The sequence below is a fragment of the Citrobacter sp. Ca225 genome (genome assembly GCF_030337175.1).
Classification (GTDB): Bacteria; Pseudomonadota; Gammaproteobacteria; order Enterobacterales; family Enterobacteriaceae; genus Citrobacter_A; species Citrobacter_A amalonaticus.
The window spans coordinates 13,727-33,981 of sequence record NZ_JAOWCD010000018.1; the positions used below are offsets into that span (position 1 = coordinate 13,727).

Below are 20,255 nucleotides of genomic sequence, written 5' to 3' on the forward strand. Positions count from 1 at the left end.
CGCCGGGGGTTTTGCGCCCCCGCAGTTGTGGAGGTGATGTATGTGCGAACTGCTCGGGATGAGCGCCAATGTGCCTACCGATATCTGCTTTAGTTTTACCGGGCTGGTTCAGCGTGGAGGGGGAACCGGACCGCACAAAGACGGCTGGGGCATCACCTTCTATGAAGGCAAAGGCTGCCGGACGTTCAAAGATCCGCAACCCAGCTTTAACTCCCCCATCGCCAGACTGGTACAGGACTACCCGATCAAATCCTGTTCCGTGATTGCCCATATTCGCCAGGCGAACCGGGGCGAAGTGGCGCTGGAGAACACCCATCCCTTCACGCGTGAACTGTGGGGCCGCCACTGGACCTACGCGCACAATGGTCAGCTTTCGGGCTATAAGACGCTGGAAACCGGCAATTTTCGCCCGGTGGGTGAAACCGACAGCGAAAAGGCATTCTGCTGGTTGCTGCACAAACTCACTCAGCGCTACCCGCGCACGCCTGGCAACATGACGGCGGTGTTCAGGTATATCGCAACGCTGGCGGGCGTACTGCGTGAGAAAGGGGTCTTTAACATGCTGTTGTCAGATGGTCGTTATGTGATGGCATTCTGCTCAACGAATCTGTTCTGGATCACGCGCCGTGCACCGTTTGGCGTCGCCACGTTGCTCGATCAGGATGTGGAGATAGATTTTCAGAAAGAGACCACACCGAACGATGTGGTCACCGTCATTGCCACGCAACCACTGACAGGCAACGAAACCTGGCAAAAGATTATGCCAGGCGAGTGGGCGTTATTTTGTCTCGGGGAGCGTGTAGTTTGACGCCAGCTGCGGCTGAACCACTTCATGACTCAACGGTTTGCTGACGACATAGCGGCCATCGACAACCGACACGGTCGGTGGCTTGCGGGTCTGCTCGAAATAATCGTATCCCGGTTTTAACTGCGACCAGAACTCTTTGTAATACGAATACTTGTGACGCTGCATATTGGCATCGGTCATGCGGAAGGGATAAATACTGACCTGCACACTCGACTGACCAAAGACCAACGCACCGGTGACAAACTGGAAAATCTCATCAATGCCGCTGTCGGTCATGGCGTAACAGCCAACCGAGACGCAGGCACCGTGAATCATCAGATATTTGCCTTCATAACCATGAGCACGGTCATAGGCGTTGGGGAAGCCAATATTAATGGCTTTATAAAAGCGGCTGTCAGGTTTGAGCTGGCTACGCTGGACGTTATAAAAACCTTCCGGACTTTTAAAATCGCCCTGGCGTTGTTTTGGACCTAATCCACCGGAGTAATTACAAATTTTGTAGCTGTCGAGAAGTTGATACTGTTCGCCCATCTTGACGTAGAGATCGAGCGTGCGCTCTTCCTTGAAGATCTGAATATAGACCGGCGATCCCATCAATTGTTGCTTATACTCTTTGCTGATGGGGGTTGTGGAGCTATTGCTACTCAGCAAGCCGGCGAATGACACGCACGGGATCAAAAGCATCGCAATAAATAATGCGATTTTACGCATACTGCTTGTTCCTTGATAAAACGATTACCCACGCCAGAACGGCAAAAATAAGATCCCCAAATCGGACTAGTCTGGATTTGGAACGCTCACATTAACACCACGACAGTTTTTCGCAAGCCCCTCGTGGTGCGTTTACAATTTATACAGAACGTTAGCGACACTGGCTGTCAGAACCGGCCCGATTTTGCCCATTTCCGCAGAACGGATGTCAGGCTCGTCGGCAGGGGCATGGCGGATACAATTCACTGATAATAAACCATTAATTTTTTAATTATTGATTATTAAGCCTGGTCAGTTCCTCGCCTGGTTAAACTGTCGCCTCACTGTTTATTTAGGTTATGTTTTTTTATGTTTTTATCAGGTGCTCCGCGCGCCATTCTGCCGGGGCTGCTCTCGTTATGTCTCCTCTATTCACCATTGTCTGCAGCCGTCTCTTCACATCAGACGTTTAGCTATGCCGCGACGTTGCGGATGCATAACCGTGAACGTCTGCTCAGTAAATATCAGGCGAAGCGCAGAAGGCAGGCGCATTATATTGTTTCCGGAACCCCGCAGAGCAAGAGAGCGTTGCGCCAGCACAACCGTGAGTTGCTTGAACAGCATCCAGAATGGTTCCCGGGGCCGCTGCGCGCGGACAACCACCGCTGGCAGGAACTGGCAGAAAATAAGGCGTTCCTCACTAGCGACCATTTGCAGAATATCACGGAAGTAGCGATTCATCGCCTTGAGGCGCAACTGGGGAAACCGTACGTATGGGGAGGCGTCAATCCGGATCGCGGATTCGACTGTAGTGGGCTGGTTTTCTACGCCTACAATAAAATCCTGGCGGCCAAATTACCGCGCACGGCAAATGAAATGTATCATTACCGTCGGGCAACCATTGTCGCTAACCGTGACCTGCGCCGTGGCGATCTGCTGTTCTTCCATATACACAGTCAGGATATCGCCGACCATATGGGTGTTTATCTGGGGGATGGACAGTTTATCCAGTCCCCGCGTACGGGCGAAACCATCCGGGTGAGCCAATTGACCGATCCGTTCTGGCAGGATCACTTCCTCGGCGCACGCCGGATCCTCAAGGAAAATACCATCATCTAACAGGCAAGCAGCAGCAGGATGATGAAGACAAGCATCATCGTGCCTGCCAGCAACAGATCGACGGGTTCGATGAGCGCGACGTGCGCGGGCATCGCGTCATCTGTTGATTGCGTTTCATTATGTTGTTGCAACTCTTGCTGGCGCACAAACTCCCGGTATGTGCGCCAGTACAATCTGGCGTCATCATGCTGAGCGTCGTTTTCTGAAGGGGATGGGATATTCTGTTGAATGGTCACTCATCAATCCTTTAACTTGAGCAGGCATTTGAAATGCAACCTCCTTGTCGCGTCATCTTTATAAAGCGGCAGAAAAAACGCCGACTTAAACAGCCGGGTAATTATTTAACTCAGTGCCCCCATAATTTTCAGCTCCAGTTCATCTGCCACTTCGTTATAAGACAGAACGTTCAGACCCGGCGCGAAGAGTCGGGCATAGCGCGCCAGCAGCGGACGTAGCGACGGCGCGACCAGCAGCACCGGCTCTTTGCCTGCGGCTTTCATCTGCTCCTTAATTTGCGGCATATTGCTCTGGAACTGATTGAGCATGTTCGGATCCACCGGCACGCTATCGAGCATCACCTTACCGCTCTGCTGCGCCTGATTCACCACGTTAGAAAGCAGGTTTTCCAGTTCGTTATTCAGCGTATAGACCGCCAGTTCCTGCTTGCGGACAAACGGGTGCGTAATGCTGCGACGCAGCGCAAGGCGGATATCAGCGACCAGCAGAATGGGATCTTTCGTTACGCTGCTGCTGGCAACCAGCACGGTGGCGATAGTCACAATGTCGCGCAGTGATACGCCTTCAACCAGCAGTGCCCGATACACTTTCAGCAACTGGCTGTAGTTGAGCGCGGCGCTGAGATCTTCCGCCAGGCGCGGTGCCATTGACGAGAGACGGTTATGCAGCTGAGTAATGTCATCATAATTAAACAGATCGGGAATGTAGCTGCGCACCACCTTATTGACGTGCGTGGCAATCACGCTGGCGCTGTCGATCACCTGATACCCCATATTCAACGCTTTCGCCTTCTGCGATGCCTGGATCCAGGTCACCGGCATCCCGTACGCCGGGTCATTACCCAGAATGCCATCTATCTCGCCGTAAGTTTCGCTGGAAGGCAGCGCCATCAGGCGGTCAGAGGGAATATCGGCTTTATCGGCCTTAATCCCGTTGATATAGATCGCGTACTGGCTGGGCTTTAACCTGAAATTTTCACGAATGCGAATTTCCGGCAGCAGCACGCCGTTGGTATCGGAGATCACCTGGCGCACGCCACGGATACGCTGGGTCAGCGGATTGCCTTTTGATTTATCCACCAGTGAGACCAGCTTATACCCCAGGCTCAGGCTGATTGGCTCAATCAGCGGGATGGTTTCCCAGGTAATCTGCTGCTCGGTCGTTTCGACGATTGTTTTCGTCAGCGTTTCGAGGTTTTTCTCTTCAGCCTCAGCGGCTTTCGGGCGTTTACTCATCCGCCATGCGGTAAAGCCCAGCAGGCCGCTGAACGCGAGGAACGGGAAATGTGGCATTCCCGGCACCACTGCCAGTACAAACATAATGCTGGTGGCGGTATACAGCACCGACGGGTTGGCCAGTAACTGTGCGCGAACATCGGTGGCGATATCGCCATTGTCACTGACGCGGGTCACGATGATCGCGGCGGCGGTAGAGAGCAGGAGGGAAGGGATCTGCGCCACCAGACCGTCACCGATGGTCATCAGCACGTACTGCTGGAATGCCGCTTCGGCACTGAGATTGTATTTAAAAATCCCGATGCACACGCCGCCGATCAGGTTGATCGCCAGAATCATCATCCCGGCGATGGCGTCGCCGCGCACGAACTTCGAGGCCCCGTCCATCGCGCCATAGAAATCGGCTTCGCCGGCGACGTCCTTACGTCGAGTCTGCGCCAGCTGCTGGTTAATAAGCCCGGCATTCAGGTCGGCGTCGATCGCCATCTGTTTGCCTGGCATCGCATCAAGGGTAAAGCGGGCGGATACTTCGGAGATACGTTCAGCGCCTTTGGTGACGACGATGAAGTTGATTGTGAACAGCGTCAGTAAATCCGATCGAGAAAACATTGTGGCGGCGTTGCATGGCCAGTCGATCTTTAATGGCGGGGGCTTAACGGCGCTGAATAAAATTGGTCAAAAGCCGATTACCGCGATGGCAAGCAGGAGTAGCACCCCGCGTAATAAGTCCACCACCGAGGAAACGAACTCAGCAAAAGAACGGATAAAAGTGAGTGAGGCAACCGAAAGAAAAGCGCGTGATGTGAATGAGAAAACGGCGCTGCTGAAAAGAAAATCCGCCTCAGAATTAGGTGAATTGGCCACCAGTATTAATACTGTTGCGCGAAATGCGCACATGGAAACTAACCTGGAAATGGAGATAGTGCCCCAGGGGTTACGTGTGCTGATTAAAGACGACCAAAACCGCAGTATGTTTGAGCGTGGCAGTGCACGGATCATGCCGTTCTTTAAATCGCTTCTGGTTGAGCTGGCGCCGGTTTTTGACTCGCTGGACAATAAGATCATTATTACCGGGCATACGGATGCCATGGGTTATAAAAATAATATTTATAACAACTGGAACCTGTCAGGGGACAGAGCGTTATCCGCACGTCGCGTACTGGAAGAAGCGGGGATGCCGGAGGATAAAGTGATGCAGGTTAGTGCGATGGCTGACCAGATGCTGCTGGATACCAATAATCCGGAAAGCGCAGGAAACCGACGCATCGAAATCATGATTCTGACCCAGAGCGCAGCCGATACTTTGTATCAATATTTTGGTCAGCATGGTGAAAAAGTGGTTCAACCGTTAGTGGAGAAACTGGATAAAAAACAGCACCTCGCTGCATTACATCGCAACCCGATGCCACAGTAGTCACGACGCTGGAATTCGTCGCGTTGTTCGGATGAGCGATCGCTTCCCATTTATTGATTTCACTGTATACTTAAACAGTGTTTCGGGAGGCGGGTGATGCGTAAAATCATACATGTTGATATGGACTGTTTTTTCGCCGCGGTTGAGATGCGGGACAACCCGGCGTTGCGCGACATCCCTATTGCCATTGGCGGCAGCCGTGAGCGCAGAGGCGTTATCAGCACCGCCAACTATCCCGCCCGTAAATTTGGCGTGCGCAGCGCGATGCCGACCGGTATGGCGCTGAAACTGTGTCCGCACCTCACGTTATTACCGGGCCGTTATGAGGCCTACAAAGAAGCCTCCCGCCAAATCCAGTCCATTTTCGCCCGCTATACCTCATTAATTGAGCCGCTGTCACTGGACGAGGCGTATCTGGACGTCACGGACAGTACACACTGTCATGGGTCAGCCACGCTTATCGCTCAGGAAATACGCCAGACGATTTTCAACGAGCTGCAACTTACCGCCTCGGCGGGCGTGGCGCCAGTGAAGTTTCTGGCCAAAATCGCCTCCGATCTGAATAAACCCAACGGACAGTATGTCATCACGCCGGATGATGTGCCGGCGTTCCTCAGTACGTTGCCGCTGGGGAAAATTCCCGGCGTCGGTAAAGTGTCTGCGGCAAAACTGGAAAGCATGGGGCTACGCACCTGCGGTGATGTCCAGCAGTGCGATTTGGCGACATTACTTAAGCGCTTCGGTAAGTTTGGGCGGGTATTGTGGGAGCGTAGCCAGGGAATCGACGAACGGGATGTCAATAATGAACGCTTACGCAAATCGGTCGGCGTGGAACGCACCATGGCGGAAGATATTCATCAGTGGTCTGACTGTGAGGCGATCATTGAGCAGTTATATCCGGAACTCGAACGGCGACTGGCGAAAGTCAAACCCGATTTATGCATTGCTCGCCAGGGGGTAAAGCTCAAGTTCAATGACTTTCAGCAAACCACCCAGGAACACGTCTGGCCGAAGCTGAATAAAGAAGACCTGATTTCTACTGCGCATAAAACCTGGGATGAGCGGCGGGCAGGGCGGGGGGTAAGGCTGGTGGGGCTGCACGTAACGCTACTCGATCCGCAACTGGAACGGCAGTTATTGCTGGGGTTATAAAGAGCAAAATGCCGGATAAGGCGCAACGCGCCGCCATCCGGCATTTTTATAGCACGACAGCCGTAACTTACTTCGTCGGAATCGCTTTCAGCAGTTCGGTCAGAAGCGTCCAGTAATGACTGACGCTTTCGATATGCACCTGCTCATCCGGTGAGTGTGGACCGGTAATGGTTGGCCCGATAGAGACCATATCCATATCCGGGTACGGTTTCTTAAACAGACCGCACTCCAGACCCGCGTGGATAATCTGGATGTTCGGCGTCTTGTTGAACAGACGCTGATAGGTTTCGCGCACCAGATGCATCACCGGTGAGTTCGCATCCGGCTGCCAGCCAGGGTAGCTCCCTTTCGCTTCGGTTTTCGCGCCTGCCAGTTTCCCCAGCGAATCCAGCATGCTAACGACATAGTCTTTACCGGTGTCGATCAGCGAACGGATCAGGCAATGGATTTCGACGTTGTCGTCGGTCATGGTGACGACGCCCACGTTCAGTGAGGTTTCAACCACGCCTTTTGCGACGTCGGAATTGCGGATCACACCGTTCGGCGTGGCGTTCAGCAGACGGATAAAGCCATCGCGAGATTGTGCGGTCAGTGCGGCTTTATCGCTCGCGGCGCTCTCCAGCAGAACCACCAGGTTTTTCTCTTTTTCAGCCAGTTCGTTTTTCAGAATGTCCTGATAAGCGTTAACCCGCGCTTTCAGAGCCTCTACGTTGTCTGCCGCAACGGCAACGGTCGCAAAGGCTTCACGTGGAATTGCGTTACGCAGCGTACCGCCGTTGAAATCGACCAGACGCAGATCCAACTCTTCAGCATGACCGGCCAGGAAACGAACCAGCAGTTTGTTCGCGTTGCCAAGACCAACGTGGATTTCGCCACCGGAGTGACCGCCTTTCAGCCCTTTCAGCGTCAGCTTAAAGGTCTGGAAACCTGCCGGAACGGCTTCGCGGGTCAGCGGCAGGTTAGAGGTGAAGTCGATCCCTCCTGCGCAACCCATGTAGATCTCACCTTCTTCTTCCGAGTCGGTGTTGATCAGAATATCCGCCTGCAGCCAGTTGGCCTGCAGACCAAATGCACCGTCCATCCCCGCTTCTTCGGTCATGGTCAGCAGCACTTCCAGCGGGCCGTGAACGACGCTGTCGTCAGCCAGAACCGCTAATGCGGAAGCCATCCCGATGCCGTTATCGGCGCCCAGTGTGGTACCACGCGCTTTCACCCATTCGCCATCAATATAAGGCTGGATCGGATCTTTGGTGAAATCGTGCACAGTGTCGTTGTTTTTCTGCGGCACCATGTCCAGGTGCGCCTGCAGAACCACCGGTTTACGGTTTTCCATTCCCGCACTGGCCGGTTTGCGAATCAGGATATTCCCTACCTGGTCGCGCTCGACGTGGAAACCTTTCTCGTTTGCCCAGCCGATGATGTGCTCAGCGAGCTGCTCTTCATGATAGGACGGGTGAGGAATTGAACAGATTTTTGCAAAAATATCCCACAGCGGTTGCGGGGAGAGTTGAGATAGTTCAGACACGATAATTCTCCTTGTATACCCGTCATACTTTAGGTGGTATTCAGGGTATAGATGCGCTGCAAACAGGCTTGCAGGTCACAGGGTTAGCAGGTTAATTATTACCACAAGTCTGGCTTGCGAGATGCGCTTGAGAATACCACTTTCTGCGCCCGCTGCGAGTATAAAGCACGTAAAAAGAGGGCCCGATTCCGCGAAACACTGGTTTTTGGTGGCTCAGATCTCTATAATCTCGCGCAACCTATTTCCCCCTCGAACACTTTTTAAGCCGTAGATAAACAGGCTGGGACACTTCACATGAGCGAAAAATACGTCGTCACCTGGGACATGCTGCAGATCCATGCACGCAAATTGGCAAACCGCCTGATGCCTTCAGAACAGTGGAAAGGCATCATTGCCGTTAGTCGTGGTGGTCTGGTGCCGGGCGCATTGCTGGCACGTGAACTGGGCATTCGTCATGTCGATACCGTATGCATTTCCAGCTATGATCACGACAACCAGCGTGAACTGAAAGTTCTGAAACGCGCTGAAGGCGATGGTGAAGGCTTTATCGTCATCGACGATCTGGTGGATACCGGTGGTACCGCCGTGGCTATCCGTGAAATGTACCCAAAAGCGCACTTTGTCACTATCTTCGCGAAACCGGCGGGTCGTCCGTTAGTCGATGATTACGTGATTGATATCCCGCAGGATACCTGGATTGAGCAGCCGTGGGACATGGGCGTGACCTTCGTTCCGCCGATTTCTGGCCGCTAATCTCTGACTTTTTCAACGCCTGGCACAGCCGGGCGTTGTTCTATTTAGCCGGTGTCGGGTTACAATAAGCCTCAGTGAGTACTTCAGGAGGCTGTACGCATGTCACAGGCTAATCTAAGCGAAATCCTGTTCAAACCCCGTTTCAAACACCCCGAAACGTCGACCCTGGTCCGCCGTTTTAATGCCGGGATGCAGCCGCCTGTGCAATCGGCGCTGGATGGCAAGAATATTCCCCACTGGTATCGCATGATTAACCGCCTGATGTGGATCTGGCGCGGGGTGGATCCGCGAGAAATTCTGGATGTTCAGGCGCGCATCGTGATGAGTGACGCCGAGCGCACCGATGCCGATCTTTACGATACGGTGATCGGTTACCGTGGCGGCAACTGGATTTATGAATGGGCAAAACAGGCGATGGACTGGCAGCAGAAAGCCTGCCAGGAAACGGACCCTGAGCGCAGTGGTCGCTACTGGCTACACGCCTCGACGCTGTACAACATCGCTGCCTATCCGCACCTGAAAGGGGACGATCTGGCGGAACAGGCGCAGGCCTTATCTAACCGTGCCTATGAAGAAGCCGCGCAGCGACTGCCGGGTACGCTGCGTGAGATGGAATTTAGCGTGCCTGGCGGCTCGCCCGTCACCGGGTTCTTGCATATGCCAAAAGGCGACGGCCCGTTTCCGACGGTGCTGATGTGCGGCGGTCTGGATTCAATGCAAACCGATTACTACACCCTGTATGAGCGCTATTTCGCGCCGCGCGGCATCGCCATGCTGACGCTGGACATGCCTTCCGTCGGTTTCTCGTCAAAGTGGAAGCTCTCTCAGGACTCCAGCCTGTTGCACCAGCATGTGTTGAAAGCGCTGCCGAATGTGCCGTGGGTGGATCATACCCGGGTGGCGGCGTTCGGATTTCGTTTTGGTGCCAACGTGGCGGTGCGTCTGGCCTATCTTGAATCACCGCGTCTGAAAGCGGTGGCCTGCCTCGGTCCGGTTGTCCATGCGTTGCTGAGCGATCCGTTACGTCAGGGAGCGGTACCGGAAATGTATCTTGACGTTCTGGCAAGTCGACTGGGGATGCACGATGCGTCCGATGAAGCGTTGCGCGTGGAGCTTAATCGCTATTCGCTGAAGGTGCAGGGACTGCTTGGCAGACGCTGCCCGACGCCAATGCTGTCGGGCTTCTGGAAGAACGATCCGTTCAGTCCGGAAGAGGAGTCGCGTTTAATCACGTCTTCATCTTCTGACGGTAAGCTGCTGGAGATTCCCTTCAATCCGGTGTATCGCAATTTTGACAACGCGTTACAGGAAATCACCCGCTGGATTGAAAAGAGATTGTGTTAATAATTTGCTAAATTCTACTGTTTTGGTAAAACAGTTGCTTCACAACAGGAGATCGCAATGACGTTACCGAGTGGACACCCGAAGAGCAGATTGATCAAGAAATTCACCGCGCTTGGCCCTTATATCCGCGAAGGAAAGTGCGAAGATAATCGATTCTTTTTCGATTGTCTGGCTGTTTGCGTCAACGTGAAGCCCGCGCCTGAACTGCGCGAATTCTGGGGCTGGTGGATGGAACTGGAAGCGCACGAAAAGCGTTTTACCTACAGCTACAAATTTGGTCTGTTCGACAAAGCGGGCGACTGGAAGACTGTGGCGATCAAAGATAAAGAAGTCGTTGAGCGACTGGAATATACCCTGCGCGAGTTTCACGAGAAGTTGCGTGAGCTGTTAAACACGCTGCATTTGTCACTGGAGCCCGCAGACGATTTCCGTGATGAGCCGGTGAAGCTAACGGCGTAATCCAAAAAAGAGGCCGGATGAATCATCCGGCCTCTCTGTTTTTAGCCGGATAAGTCAACTCATCCGGACCATTCTGGCATCAGAACTGATAGGTCATACCCAGCGCCACGATGTCATCGCTGTTGACGCCCAGTTTGTTGTTGTCATCAATCTGGTTGATTTTATAATCAACAAACGCCGACATATTCTTGTTGAAATAATAGGTCGCGCCGACGTCGATATATTTCACGATATCTTCATCACCAATACCTTCAATATCTTTGCCTTTCGACTGAACGTAACCGATGGACGGACGCAGGCCGAAATCAAACTGATATTGTGCGACGGCTTCGAAGTTTTGCGCTTTGTTGGCAAAACCACCGGAGATCGGCGCCATGTTGCGGGTTTCAGAATAGATGGTCGCCAGATAGATGTCGTTGCCATCGTATTTCAGACCGGTCGCCCAGCCTTCAGCATTCTGGCCATGACCGCGCGCCTGCTGGTTTTGCTCATTGGTACGGTCAGAGTTGGCGTAGGCGCCAATGATCGCGAAATCGCTGCCGCCGAAGTCGTAGCTCAGTGATGTCCCGAACCCGTCACCGTTTTGTTTCTTCACGTCACGGTCTTCGTTTTTGCCCTGATATTGCAGGGTCATGTTCAGACCGTCGATCACGCCGAAGAAGTCGGTGTTCCGGTATGTCGCCAGACCGCTGGCGCGTTTGGTCATAAAGTTATCGGTCTGCGCCAGGCCGTCACCACCAAATTCCGGGAACATATCGGTCCAGGCGGCAACGTCATATAGCGCGCCCAGGCTACGACCGTAATCGAAAGAACCGATATCTTTTAGCTTGACCCCGGCAAACGCCAGACGCGTTTTCTGACCAGATTCGCTTTCGGTTTTGTTGCCCGCAAATTCCGCTTCCCAACGACCGTAACCAGTCAGTTGATCGTTAATCTGCGTTTCGCCTTTAAAACCAAAGCGGACATAGGTCTGGTCGCCGTCTTTGCTGTCATTGTCGCTGAAATAGTGCATCGCTTTGACTTTGCCATACACATCCAGTTTATTACCGTCTTTATTAAACACTTCCGCTGCCTGCACGGATGCCGATGCCACAATACCCATCACCACTAATGCCAGAGTGCTCTTTTTCATTTTCAGTCCTGATTTAACGTACGCGCTATTATTTACTGGGTGTGATCCCCGTTGAAAGACAAGAGGGTTTTAACGTTCTGGAGTGAAGGTTTTATGACAACGTAAGAATAATTTTAAAAAAGGATGTTTTTCTGTTTCAGTAATAAAAACGTCAAAAATTGCCGCTACGCTTGCTGATCCAGCACAACAAAATTCCATGCTTTATGCGCTGCTTGTTGGCAACCGGGGCCAGTCCTGCTAAAACGTTCGTTTACTATCATTTTCCCTATTTTGAACGGCAGAGAATCATGAGTGACAGCCAGACGCTGGTGGTAAAACTCGGCACCAGTGTGCTAACGGGCGGATCGCGCCGCCTGAACCGTGCCCACATCGTAGAACTTGTTCGTCAGTGCGCGCAGTTGCATGCCGCAGGACACCGTATTGTTATCGTCACGTCGGGCGCTATCGCCGCCGGGCGTGAACATCTCGGATATCCGGAACTGCCGGCGACCATTGCCACCAAGCAACTGCTGGCGGCGGTCGGGCAGAGCCGACTGATCCAACTGTGGGAACAGCTGTTTTCGATTTACAGCATTCACGTCGGGCAGATGCTGCTGACGCGGGCGGACATGGAAGACCGGGAACGCTTTTTGAATGCGCGCGACACTCTGCGTGCCCTGCTGGATAACAATATCGTTCCGGTGATCAATGAGAACGATGCAGTTGCCACAGCGGAAATTAAAGTGGGCGACAATGACAATCTCTCCGCGCTGGCGGCGATCCTCGCCGGGGCGGACAAACTACTGCTGCTGACCGATCAACAGGGGCTGTTCACCGCCGATCCGCGTACCGACCCGCAGGCCGAACTGATTAAAGATGTCTACGGGATTGATGACGCGTTGCGCGCAATCGCCGGCGACAGCGTATCGGGGCTGGGAACGGGCGGCATGGGCACTAAGTTGCAGGCCGCTGACGTCGCCTGCCGCGCCGGGATTGACACGATTATCGCCGCTGGCAGCAAGCCGGGCGTGATTGGTGATGTGATGGAAGGCATCTCTGTCGGTACCCGCTTCCATGCACAGGCCTCTCCGCTGGAGAACCGCAAGCGCTGGATCTTTGGCGCGCCGCCTGCTGGTGAAATCACCGTCGATGAAGGCGCGATGGCGGCGATTCTGGAACGCGGCAGTTCATTGCTACCGAAAGGCATTAAAAGCGTGACAGGCAACTTCTCACGTGGTGAAGTGATCCGCATCTGTAATCTGGAGGGGCGTGATATTGCCCACGGCGTGAGCCGCTACAACAGCGACGCGCTGCGCCGCATTGCCGGACACCACTCTCAGCAGATTGACGCGATTCTGGGTTACGAATATGGCCCGGTCGCCGTTCATCGCGATGATATGATTACCCGTTAAGGAGCAGATAAATGCTGGAACAAATGGGCATTGCTGCCAAAGCCGCGTCGTACAAACTGGCGCAACTCTCCAGCCGCGAAAAAAATCGCGTGCTGGAACAAATAGCTGATGCGCTTGAAGCGCAAACGGAAACTATCCTGAACGCCAATGCGCAGGACGTGGCCGAAGCGCGTACGAACGGTCTGAGCGAGGCGATGCTTGATCGCCTGGCGCTGACGCCGGCGCGCCTGAAGGCCATTGCGGATGACGTCCGTCAGGTCTGCAATCTGGCGGATCCGGTTGGGCAGGTGATTGACGGAGGGCTACTGGACAGCGGGCTGCGTCTGGAGCGTCGCCGTGTGCCGCTGGGCGTGATTGGCGTGATTTATGAAGCCCGCCCGAACGTCACCGTCGATGTCGCCTCTCTGTGCCTGAAAACGGGCAATGCGGCGATTCTGCGCGGCGGTAAAGAGACGTATCGCACCAATGCTGCCACCGTGCGCGTGATCCAGCAGGCGTTAACCTCCTGCGGGCTACCGGAAGCGGCGGTTCAGGCCATTGAAAGCCCCGACCGTGCGCTGGTGAATGAGATGCTGCGCATGGACAAATATATCGACATGCTGATTCCGCGTGGCGGCGCGGGTCTGCATAAGCTGTGCCGCGAGCAGTCGACCATTCCGGTGATCACCGGTGGGATTGGGGTGTGTCATATCGTTGTCGACGACAGCGCAGAGATTGCCCCGGCGCTGAAGATTATCGTCAATGCGAAAACGCAACGTCCGAGTACTTGTAACACGGTAGAGACGCTGTTAGTGCACCAGGACATCGCGGCGCGTTTTCTGCCTGCGCTGAGTCAGCAGATGGCGGAGAGCGGTGTAACGCTGCATGCGGATGAACGGTCGCTTGCCCTGTTGAGCTCGGGCCCGGCAAACGTGGTGGCAGTGAAAGCGGAAGAATTTGACGACGAGTTCCTGTCGCTGGATTTGAACGTCAAAATCGTCGCGGACCTGGATGACGCCATCGCGCATATTCGCGAGCACGGCACTCAGCATTCCGACGCCATCCTGACGCGCACCATGCACAACGCGAACCGTTTTGTGAACGAAGTGGATTCGTCCGCGGTATACGTCAACGCCTCGACCCGTTTTACCGATGGCGGACAGTTTGGTCTCGGTGCGGAAGTTGCCGTCAGTACGCAAAAATTACATGCCCGTGGTCCTATGGGGCTGGAAGCGCTGACTACCTATAAGTGGATCGGCTTTGGTGACGATACGATTCGTGCCTAAATAACGCCGGGTGATGCAAAATCAGCCACTTGATTCGCAAGGCTATTGACGCATCGCCTGGTTAGTTTTAACCTTCTACCCCGTGTTCACACTCGTGGTCACGTCCTCTTCAGGGCCGATATAGCTCAGTTGGTAGAGCAGCGCATTCGTAATGCGAAGGTCGGAGGTTCGACTCCTCTTATCGGCACCATTTAAATCAAGTGGTTACGTAGTATCTTATCATTTTCCCACCAAAAAATTATTTTCATGTAACTGCTGATGTAAGTAAATTATATCAACGAAGATCAATCCTAGCTACTGACCAAAAAGGCCGGATAGGGCTTCACTCGCTATACCTCCGTGGCTGCAGGTATAGTTGTCCACGTCCACACCACTCCTAAATTCAATGCGTTAGCAATGTGTTCGATAAACCTCGAACAAATTAGCTCATTATGATCGGTTAATACTTCACCTTCTGGTTGCATGATGGTGCCCGTAAAAAGATAACGCGCCAGCCGGGTAGCAGCAGACGCATTACGCAATAGGTAAACAAGGGAGGAAGTTCAGAAATGTAAATCGGGAGGGTTGTACGCAATGTTCATCGTACTACGTTGTTACGGCTTTGCCGCAACAGGCCAGTTACCTGCCGCGCTCGCAGAATGTCTACAGCCCGGAGATAAGGCGATTGTTCCTGCCTGCTAAATCCCCTGCGATCTATACGCACCAGCTCGTATTTCTCCACCAGAAAATTAACGGCATCGGCCAGGGTGATCCCGGCATCAATATGTTCCTTAATAACGGTTTCATCACTGAACGGCGTATCGTTTAGCGTCAGACCATAGTGCTGCTCCAGCAGGTGTGTAAGCAGTATTTGCCAGACTGCAACGGGCGACAGACAAGGCTTCGCCGCCCGCGAAGTTGTTGCAGGTAGAGGTTTCATGTTTGCTCTCGTGACGGTATTTAGCGTTGGCTGGGATAAACAGCGATGTATACGTAGCCGCAACTGCCAAGGGTGTCGGCTTCGCAGGTAAAACCGTTGTGATACAGGGCGATGCAGTGTGGATGGCGGGGATTCAGTTCACCGGTGGTCAGCATTGATTCCATCTGACTGATAAAATGCGGGAATGCGACATCCAACTTCAGGCATTCGGCATCACTAAACTTACCGGTGATACTTGCCCGGTCAGCCAGATAATGCATCCGGTTCCTATCCTGCACCAGACGGGCTCCCAGGCGCGGCGTGATATTCCGCTGCAGGCCCCATGTGATATTGCTCATTTATAAGCTCCTTTACTGTCAGTTCAGGGTGATGCTCATCAGGCAGGTATAAGGCCCGTTGCGGTCCTGACGGCGTTCGGCGTATACCGCAAGGACACCTTTGATATCCAGAACGTCCCTGCCGGTGTAATGACAGACGCTACCGTGCCACTGATATTTTCCGCTGCAGTAGCGAAAGATCCGGGACTCAGGATGCTGGCGGTATATCGTCATTGCACGGCGTTTACTGATAATTTTCATGTAATACCTCACAGCAGACCATGTTCTGCGAACGAATAGATTTGCCTGCCACCGACAATCAGATGGTCAGGGACGCGGATATCCACCAGCTGAAGCACCTGCACCAGTCGCTGCGTGAGGGCTTTATCGGCCTGGCTGGGGGTTGTCTCACCAGAGGGATGATTGTGTGCGAGTATTACTGCTGCGGCATTGAAGTGCAGAGCACGTTTGACCACCTCCCGGGGATGGACTTCAGTGCGGTTAATCGTGCCGGTAAAGAGCGTCTCATGGGCAATCAGCTGATTCTGGTTGTCCAGATACAACACCCGGAACTCTTCCCGCTCAAGCGCGGCCATATGCAGTCGCAGCCATTCACGGACGGCGTGTGTGGAGGTGAAGGCCACCCCGGACTCATGCAGATGTCTGTCCAGAACCCTGAGTGCCCGCTGGATGAGACGCCGGTCCTGTGGCGTTATCTCGCCGGGTAAAAAGGAAAGCTGTTTCATTCGTTGCTCCTCCGGTCAGTCAATGATGCGCATAATGGCGTGGGCTTCTGGATGCTGCAGGGCGTAGTCCCGCAGACGGTAATAGTGCGCGGTCATCGCGTCACACTCTGTACGGCAGGCGTTATGGCTGTACTCAATCAGGCAGACGGCAATACCTGCGGCTTCTGCGCTCATTTCCACGCCATTACCGTTCAAATTATTGAACAGACTCCATGTCTCATTGCGGTCAGCATCGGGTGCCATAAAGGCCCCGCCGTTGCTCAGCGTGTAAAACTGCCAGATGCCACCGCTGTAATCCGCGCAGACGCGGTTCATCCAGGCGAAGATGCGGGGCTCCAGGGTTATCCACTGCGGAATAGTGCCGAAGTGCTGCGGCCAGAAATCGATGCGCTGTTCATCGGGAACTGGCGTGACGGTCAGTTCAAATTCGGATTCGTTAGCAGCAGATGCGAGGTTGCCTTGTGCCGATGTTGTCATGTAAATGTCTCCGTCAATAAAAAACGCCAGCGGCAAGGGCTGGCGTATGGGGGGGATAAAGTGTGTTCGGAAAGGTGATATATCACGGGCTCAGCGGGTTGAGGTATCTGTGCGGATGCCTGACGTGCGGATATAGCGGCTAAGGTCTTCTCCGGCATCTGGTTCAAAGTTTCATGCCAGACATCCATCCGATCTTCGGCATCACTATCTATCAGGCAGATGTGACCGCCTTGGTCGTCTTCAATGTTAATGTCTGTGATACTGGCATGTACTAGTAGCCATGCTGCGCAATTAGCTGATACCGACTGTGGTAAATCAGCAAGCGATTAGTGAAACGGCTTCAAACTTTCAGCATTATTCATTACTACTCTTCTGAAAAATAATAAAAAAGTGGCAGAATCGTGAGATTCTGCCGCTAATCGGGTATGTTCAGAGGAATGATATATATCTGAAAACTTTTATGATGTTAATAGGCCGCTCTGTGCCAAAAGCAGAAGCTGGTAATTCGTGCCTAATATACTTCACTTAACGTATATCCCAGCTCTGGTACAGAATATGCAAATTAAATACCCAAGAAGTGGCAGGCTGATTAACAAAGAACTCCTTCGATTATAGGATGATTTGTATCGGCACTCATCACACCATGTGCTCGATTCACGCCGCATAGTCAGTTGAATTTTGCTACTCTGTAAGAGGTGGTAAGCATTATCCAATACGGATTTAAATCAATGGAATAAATGATTATGAGTGAAAATGAAACAATCCCAAAGAAGTCTCACAGCCAGATTAACAAAGCTGTATTCTTTACATCTGCTTTGTTAATTTTTCTTCTTGTCGCTTTTGCCGCTGCATTCCCGGATGTTGCTGACAAAAATTTCAAACTACTTCAGCAACAAATCTTCACGAATGCAAGCTGGTTCTACATCCTTGCTGTGGCCCTGATTTTATTGAGTGTCACGTTTCTGGGACTCTCACGCTACGGTGATATCAAGCTGGGTCCGGACCATGCGCAACCTGATTTCAGCTATCACTCCTGGTTTGCGATGCTTTTTTCGGCAGGGATGGGGATCGGCCTGATGTTCTTTGGCGTTGCTGAACCGGTGATGCATTATCTCTCACCTCCCGTTGGCGCCCCAGAGACTGTTGCGGCAGCGAAGGAAGCAATGCGGCTGACCTTCTTCCACTGGGGTCTGCATGCCTGGGCAATCTATGCCATTGTAGCGCTGATTCTGGCCTTTTTCAGTTACCGCCACGGTCTACCTTTAACGCTGCGTTCTGCACTCTATCCCATTATTGGCGATCGCATATACGGACCTATAGGCCATGCGGTTGATATTTTTGCCGTTATAGGTACGGTCTTTGGCGTTGCAACATCGCTGGGTTACGGTGTTTTGCAGGTGAATGCCGGTTTGAACCACCTATTCGGGGTGCCCATTAATGAAACGGTGCAGGTCATTCTGATCGTGGCCATCACGGGGTTAGCGACGATTTCTGTGGTGACCGGCCTAGACAAGGGAATACGTATCCTGTCTGAGCTCAATTTGGGCCTCGCGTTGTTGCTCCTGGCGCTGGTCCTGTGTCTGGGGCCAACTGTGCTTCTGCTGAAGTCATTTGTGGAAAATACCGGCGGTTATCTTTCGGAACTGGTGAGTAAAACGTTCAATCTTTACGCATATGAACCTAAGTCGAGCAACTGGCTGGGGGGCTGGACATTACTGTACTGGGGATGGTGGCTTTCATGGTCGCCATTTGTGGGGATGTTTATCGCACGGGTCTCACGCGGCCGAACCATTCGCGAATTTGTCACCGGCGTGCTGTTTGTTCCGGCCGGCTTTACGCTCATGTGGATGACGGTGTTTGGTAACAGCGCAATCTATCTCATTATGAACCAGGGGGCGACCGATCTCGCCAATACCGTCCAACAGGATGTCTCGCTGGCCTTGTTCAATTTCCTGGAGCATTTCCCGTTCTCCTCCGTGCTGTCATTTATTGCAATGGCTATGGTCATCGTCTTCTTTGTCACATCTGCTGACTCGGGGGCAATGGTTGTAGATACTCTGGCATCAGGTGGGGTGGCAAACACACCCGTCTGGCAGCGAATCTTCTGGGCATCGCTCATGGGAGTTGTTGCAATTGCGCTTCTCCTTGCGGGAGGGCTGAGCGCGCTGCAAACGGTGACAATAGCAAGTGCATTACCCTTCTCCGTGATCTTGCTGATATCCATATACGGGCTGTTAAAAGCCCTGCGTCGAGATTTGACTAAGCGTGAAAGCCTGAGCATGGCGACTATTGCTCCTACGGCTGCACGTAACCCAATTCCCTGGCAGAGAAGGTTACGCAATATCGCGTATCTGCCGAAACGATCTCTTGTGAAACGTTTTATGGACGACATTATCCAGCCTGCCATGACGCTGGTTCAGGAAGAACTGAACAAGCAGGGGACGATAAGCCACATTAGTGACGCAGCCGACGATCGTATTCGTCTTGAAGTGGATTTGGGCAACGAGCTGAATTTTATATATGAAGTGAGGCTTCGCGGGTATAGCTCACCCACCTTCGCGCTCGCCGCAATGGATAATGATGAGCAGCAGACTGACCAACATCGATATTATCGCGCTGAGGTTTATCTCAAAGAAGGCGGTCAAAATTATGATGTGATGGGCTGGAATCAGGAACAGTTGATTAATGACATACTGGACCAGTACGAAAAACACCTGCACTTCCTGCACCTGGTTCGTTGATAGCAAAATGCCGTCCTAGGGGGCGGCAATTATTTATCCCGACCGCAATACGAGGGAATGCAGAATGATTTCACGCTGGCAATGGATTCTGAAGCAAACATTTAAGAAACTCTGGTTCAGAGCTACGTTATTCGCAATTGTCGCGATAATAACGGCTCTTTTATCTATTCTTTTTAAATCAATGATTCCTGAGTCGGTTTCAGTGAAGGTTGGTGCGGAAGCAGTTGATAACATTCTGAACATACTGGCATCGAGTATGCTGGCAGTGACCACATTTTCGCTGAGTATCATGGTCACAGCCTACGGTTCAGCCACTACTAATGTTACTCCCAGAGCAACGCGTTTAGTTGTGGAAGACGTAACCACACAAAATGTACTGGCCACCTTCATTGGTTCCTTTCTCTTCAGTCTGGTAGGAATTATTGCCCTCAATATGGGAGCCTACGGAGAAAGGGAAGGTGCGAATAAGCAGGTCATTTCTTCCCAAGCTGACTCGCTGATTAAAATTTCGCGGATCTGGGCCGATTTTTT

20 protein-coding genes, 1 tRNA gene and 2 pseudogenes are annotated in these 20,255 nt (G+C 52.7%); 12 read left to right on the plus strand and 11 right to left on the minus strand.

Going from position 1 to position 20,255, the window contains the following annotated elements:
- Positions 1-40: 40 nt before the first annotated feature.
- Complete coding sequence (locus OGW13_RS00605; RefSeq protein WP_044258806.1) at positions 41-808, plus strand: class II glutamine amidotransferase; 768 nt, start codon at positions 41-43, stop codon at positions 806-808.
- On the opposite strand, the gene dpaA is transcribed toward OGW13_RS00605, so the two are convergent.
- A complete protein-coding gene (gene dpaA, locus OGW13_RS00610) occupies positions 779-1,519 on the minus strand; it encodes a peptidoglycan meso-diaminopimelic acid protein amidase (RefSeq protein ID WP_042997828.1) in 741 nt (246 codons plus the stop codon). The two genes, OGW13_RS00605 and dpaA, sit on opposite strands and share 30 nt — an antisense overlap.
- A gap of 348 nt (positions 1,520-1,867) precedes the next feature.
- Between dpaA and OGW13_RS00615 the strand changes: the two genes are divergently transcribed.
- A complete protein-coding gene (locus OGW13_RS00615; protein ID WP_071888436.1) occupies positions 1,868-2,617 on the plus strand; it encodes a C40 family peptidase in 750 nt (249 codons plus the stop codon).
- Here the strand turns inward: OGW13_RS00615 and OGW13_RS00620 are convergent.
- Positions 2,614-2,853, minus strand: a complete 240-nt coding sequence (locus OGW13_RS00620; protein WP_042997826.1) for a hypothetical protein — start codon at positions 2,851-2,853, stop codon at positions 2,614-2,616. The genes OGW13_RS00615 and OGW13_RS00620 overlap by 4 nt on opposite strands.
- 105 nt (positions 2,854-2,958) lie before the next feature.
- Positions 2,959-4,677 (minus strand): annotated as a pseudogene (locus tag OGW13_RS00625) (flagellar biosynthesis protein FlhA); the annotation flags it as partial.
- Between OGW13_RS00625 and lafU the strand changes: the two are divergent.
- Positions 4,643-5,503 (plus strand): putative lateral flagellar export/assembly protein LafU, encoded by an 861-nt coding sequence (gene lafU, locus OGW13_RS00630; protein WP_161215644.1) that lies wholly within the window; start codon positions 4,643-4,645, stop codon positions 5,501-5,503. The pseudogene OGW13_RS00625 and the gene lafU overlap by 35 nt on opposite strands.
- A 96-nt stretch (positions 5,504-5,599) precedes the next feature.
- Positions 5,600-6,655, plus strand: coding sequence for a DNA polymerase IV (gene dinB / locus OGW13_RS00635; RefSeq protein WP_044265098.1), 1,056 nt, complete (start codon positions 5,600-5,602; stop codon positions 6,653-6,655).
- A gap of 67 nt (positions 6,656-6,722) precedes the next feature.
- On the opposite strand, the gene pepD is transcribed toward dinB, so the two are convergent.
- Positions 6,723-8,180: a cytosol nonspecific dipeptidase gene (gene pepD, locus OGW13_RS00640; RefSeq protein ID WP_042997822.1), complete on the minus strand. Its 1,458-nt coding sequence runs from the start codon at positions 8,178-8,180 to the stop codon at positions 6,723-6,725.
- A gap of 294 nt (positions 8,181-8,474) precedes the next feature.
- On the opposite strand from pepD, the gene gpt reads away from it, so the two are divergent.
- The 3 genes from gpt to crl all read left to right on the plus strand — a co-directional run bounded on the left by gpt (position 8,475) and on the right by crl (position 10,736).
- A complete protein-coding gene (gpt, locus tag OGW13_RS00645; protein ID WP_042997821.1) occupies positions 8,475-8,933 on the plus strand; it encodes a xanthine phosphoribosyltransferase in 459 nt (152 codons plus the stop codon).
- A 99-nt stretch (positions 8,934-9,032) separates the two neighbouring features.
- A complete protein-coding gene (gene frsA / locus OGW13_RS00650) occupies positions 9,033-10,277 on the plus strand; it encodes an esterase FrsA (RefSeq protein WP_044258817.1) in 1,245 nt (414 codons plus the stop codon).
- 57 nt (positions 10,278-10,334) lie between these two features.
- Entirely contained in the window at positions 10,335-10,736 is a 402-nt protein-coding gene (gene crl, locus OGW13_RS00655) for a sigma factor-binding protein Crl (protein WP_042997819.1), read from the plus strand.
- Positions 10,737-10,815: 79 nt separating this feature from the next.
- On the opposite strand, the gene phoE is transcribed toward crl, so the two are convergent.
- A complete protein-coding gene (gene phoE / locus OGW13_RS00660; RefSeq protein ID WP_109739896.1) occupies positions 10,816-11,868 on the minus strand; it encodes a phosphoporin PhoE in 1,053 nt (350 codons plus the stop codon).
- 287 nt (positions 11,869-12,155) lie between these two features.
- On the opposite strand from phoE, the gene proB reads away from it, so the two are divergent.
- The 3 genes from proB to OGW13_RS00675 all read left to right on the plus strand — a co-directional run bounded on the left by proB (position 12,156) and on the right by OGW13_RS00675 (position 14,714).
- Positions 12,156-13,259, plus strand: coding sequence for a glutamate 5-kinase (proB, locus tag OGW13_RS00665; RefSeq protein ID WP_287115462.1), 1,104 nt, complete (start codon positions 12,156-12,158; stop codon positions 13,257-13,259).
- Positions 13,260-13,270: 11 nt separating this feature from the next.
- Positions 13,271-14,524 carry a glutamate-5-semialdehyde dehydrogenase gene (gene proA / locus OGW13_RS00670; RefSeq protein WP_054177340.1) on the plus strand — a complete coding sequence of 418 codons (1,254 nt, stop codon included), beginning with the start codon at positions 13,271-13,273 and terminating at the stop codon, positions 14,522-14,524.
- A gap of 114 nt (positions 14,525-14,638) precedes the next feature.
- Positions 14,639-14,714, plus strand: a tRNA-Thr gene (locus OGW13_RS00675).
- 387 nt (positions 14,715-15,101) lie between these two features.
- On the opposite strand, the gene OGW13_RS00680 is transcribed toward OGW13_RS00675, so the two are convergent.
- The 6 genes and pseudogenes from OGW13_RS00680 to OGW13_RS00705 form a co-directional block, all read right to left on the minus strand.
- Positions 15,102-15,443 carry a TA system toxin CbtA family protein gene (locus tag OGW13_RS00680; RefSeq protein WP_039273191.1) on the minus strand — a complete coding sequence of 114 codons (342 nt, stop codon included), beginning with the start codon at positions 15,441-15,443 and terminating at the stop codon, positions 15,102-15,104.
- Between the two features lie 20 nt (positions 15,444-15,463).
- Positions 15,464-15,781 (minus strand): type IV toxin-antitoxin system YeeU family antitoxin, encoded by a 318-nt coding sequence (locus tag OGW13_RS00685; protein ID WP_039273193.1) that lies wholly within the window; start codon positions 15,779-15,781, stop codon positions 15,464-15,466.
- Positions 15,782-15,799: 18 nt separating this feature from the next.
- A complete protein-coding gene (locus OGW13_RS00690; protein WP_039273195.1) occupies positions 15,800-16,021 on the minus strand; it encodes a DUF987 domain-containing protein in 222 nt (73 codons plus the stop codon).
- Positions 16,022-16,029: 8 nt separating this feature from the next.
- The gene (locus OGW13_RS00695; RefSeq protein ID WP_039273197.1) at positions 16,030-16,506 is read right to left on the minus strand and encodes a JAB domain-containing protein; all 477 of its coding nucleotides are present in this window, start codon (positions 16,504-16,506) and stop codon (positions 16,030-16,032) included.
- Between the two features lie 15 nt (positions 16,507-16,521).
- A complete protein-coding gene (locus tag OGW13_RS00700; RefSeq protein ID WP_047363296.1) occupies positions 16,522-16,983 on the minus strand; it encodes an antirestriction protein in 462 nt (153 codons plus the stop codon).
- 90 nt (positions 16,984-17,073) lie between these two features.
- Positions 17,074-17,234 (minus strand): annotated as a pseudogene (locus OGW13_RS00705) (DUF905 family protein); the annotation flags it as partial.
- A 492-nt stretch (positions 17,235-17,726) separates the two neighbouring features.
- Between OGW13_RS00705 and OGW13_RS00710 the strand changes: the two are divergent.
- Together OGW13_RS00710 and OGW13_RS00715 are read left to right on the plus strand one after the other, a co-directional pair.
- The gene (locus OGW13_RS00710) at positions 17,727-19,724 is read left to right on the plus strand and encodes a BCCT family transporter (protein ID WP_016245729.1); all 1,998 of its coding nucleotides are present in this window, start codon (positions 17,727-17,729) and stop codon (positions 19,722-19,724) included.
- A 64-nt stretch (positions 19,725-19,788) separates the two neighbouring features.
- Positions 19,789-20,255: DUF2254 family protein (locus tag OGW13_RS00715; protein WP_287115463.1), on the plus strand; the 467-nt coding region annotated here is incomplete at its 3' end.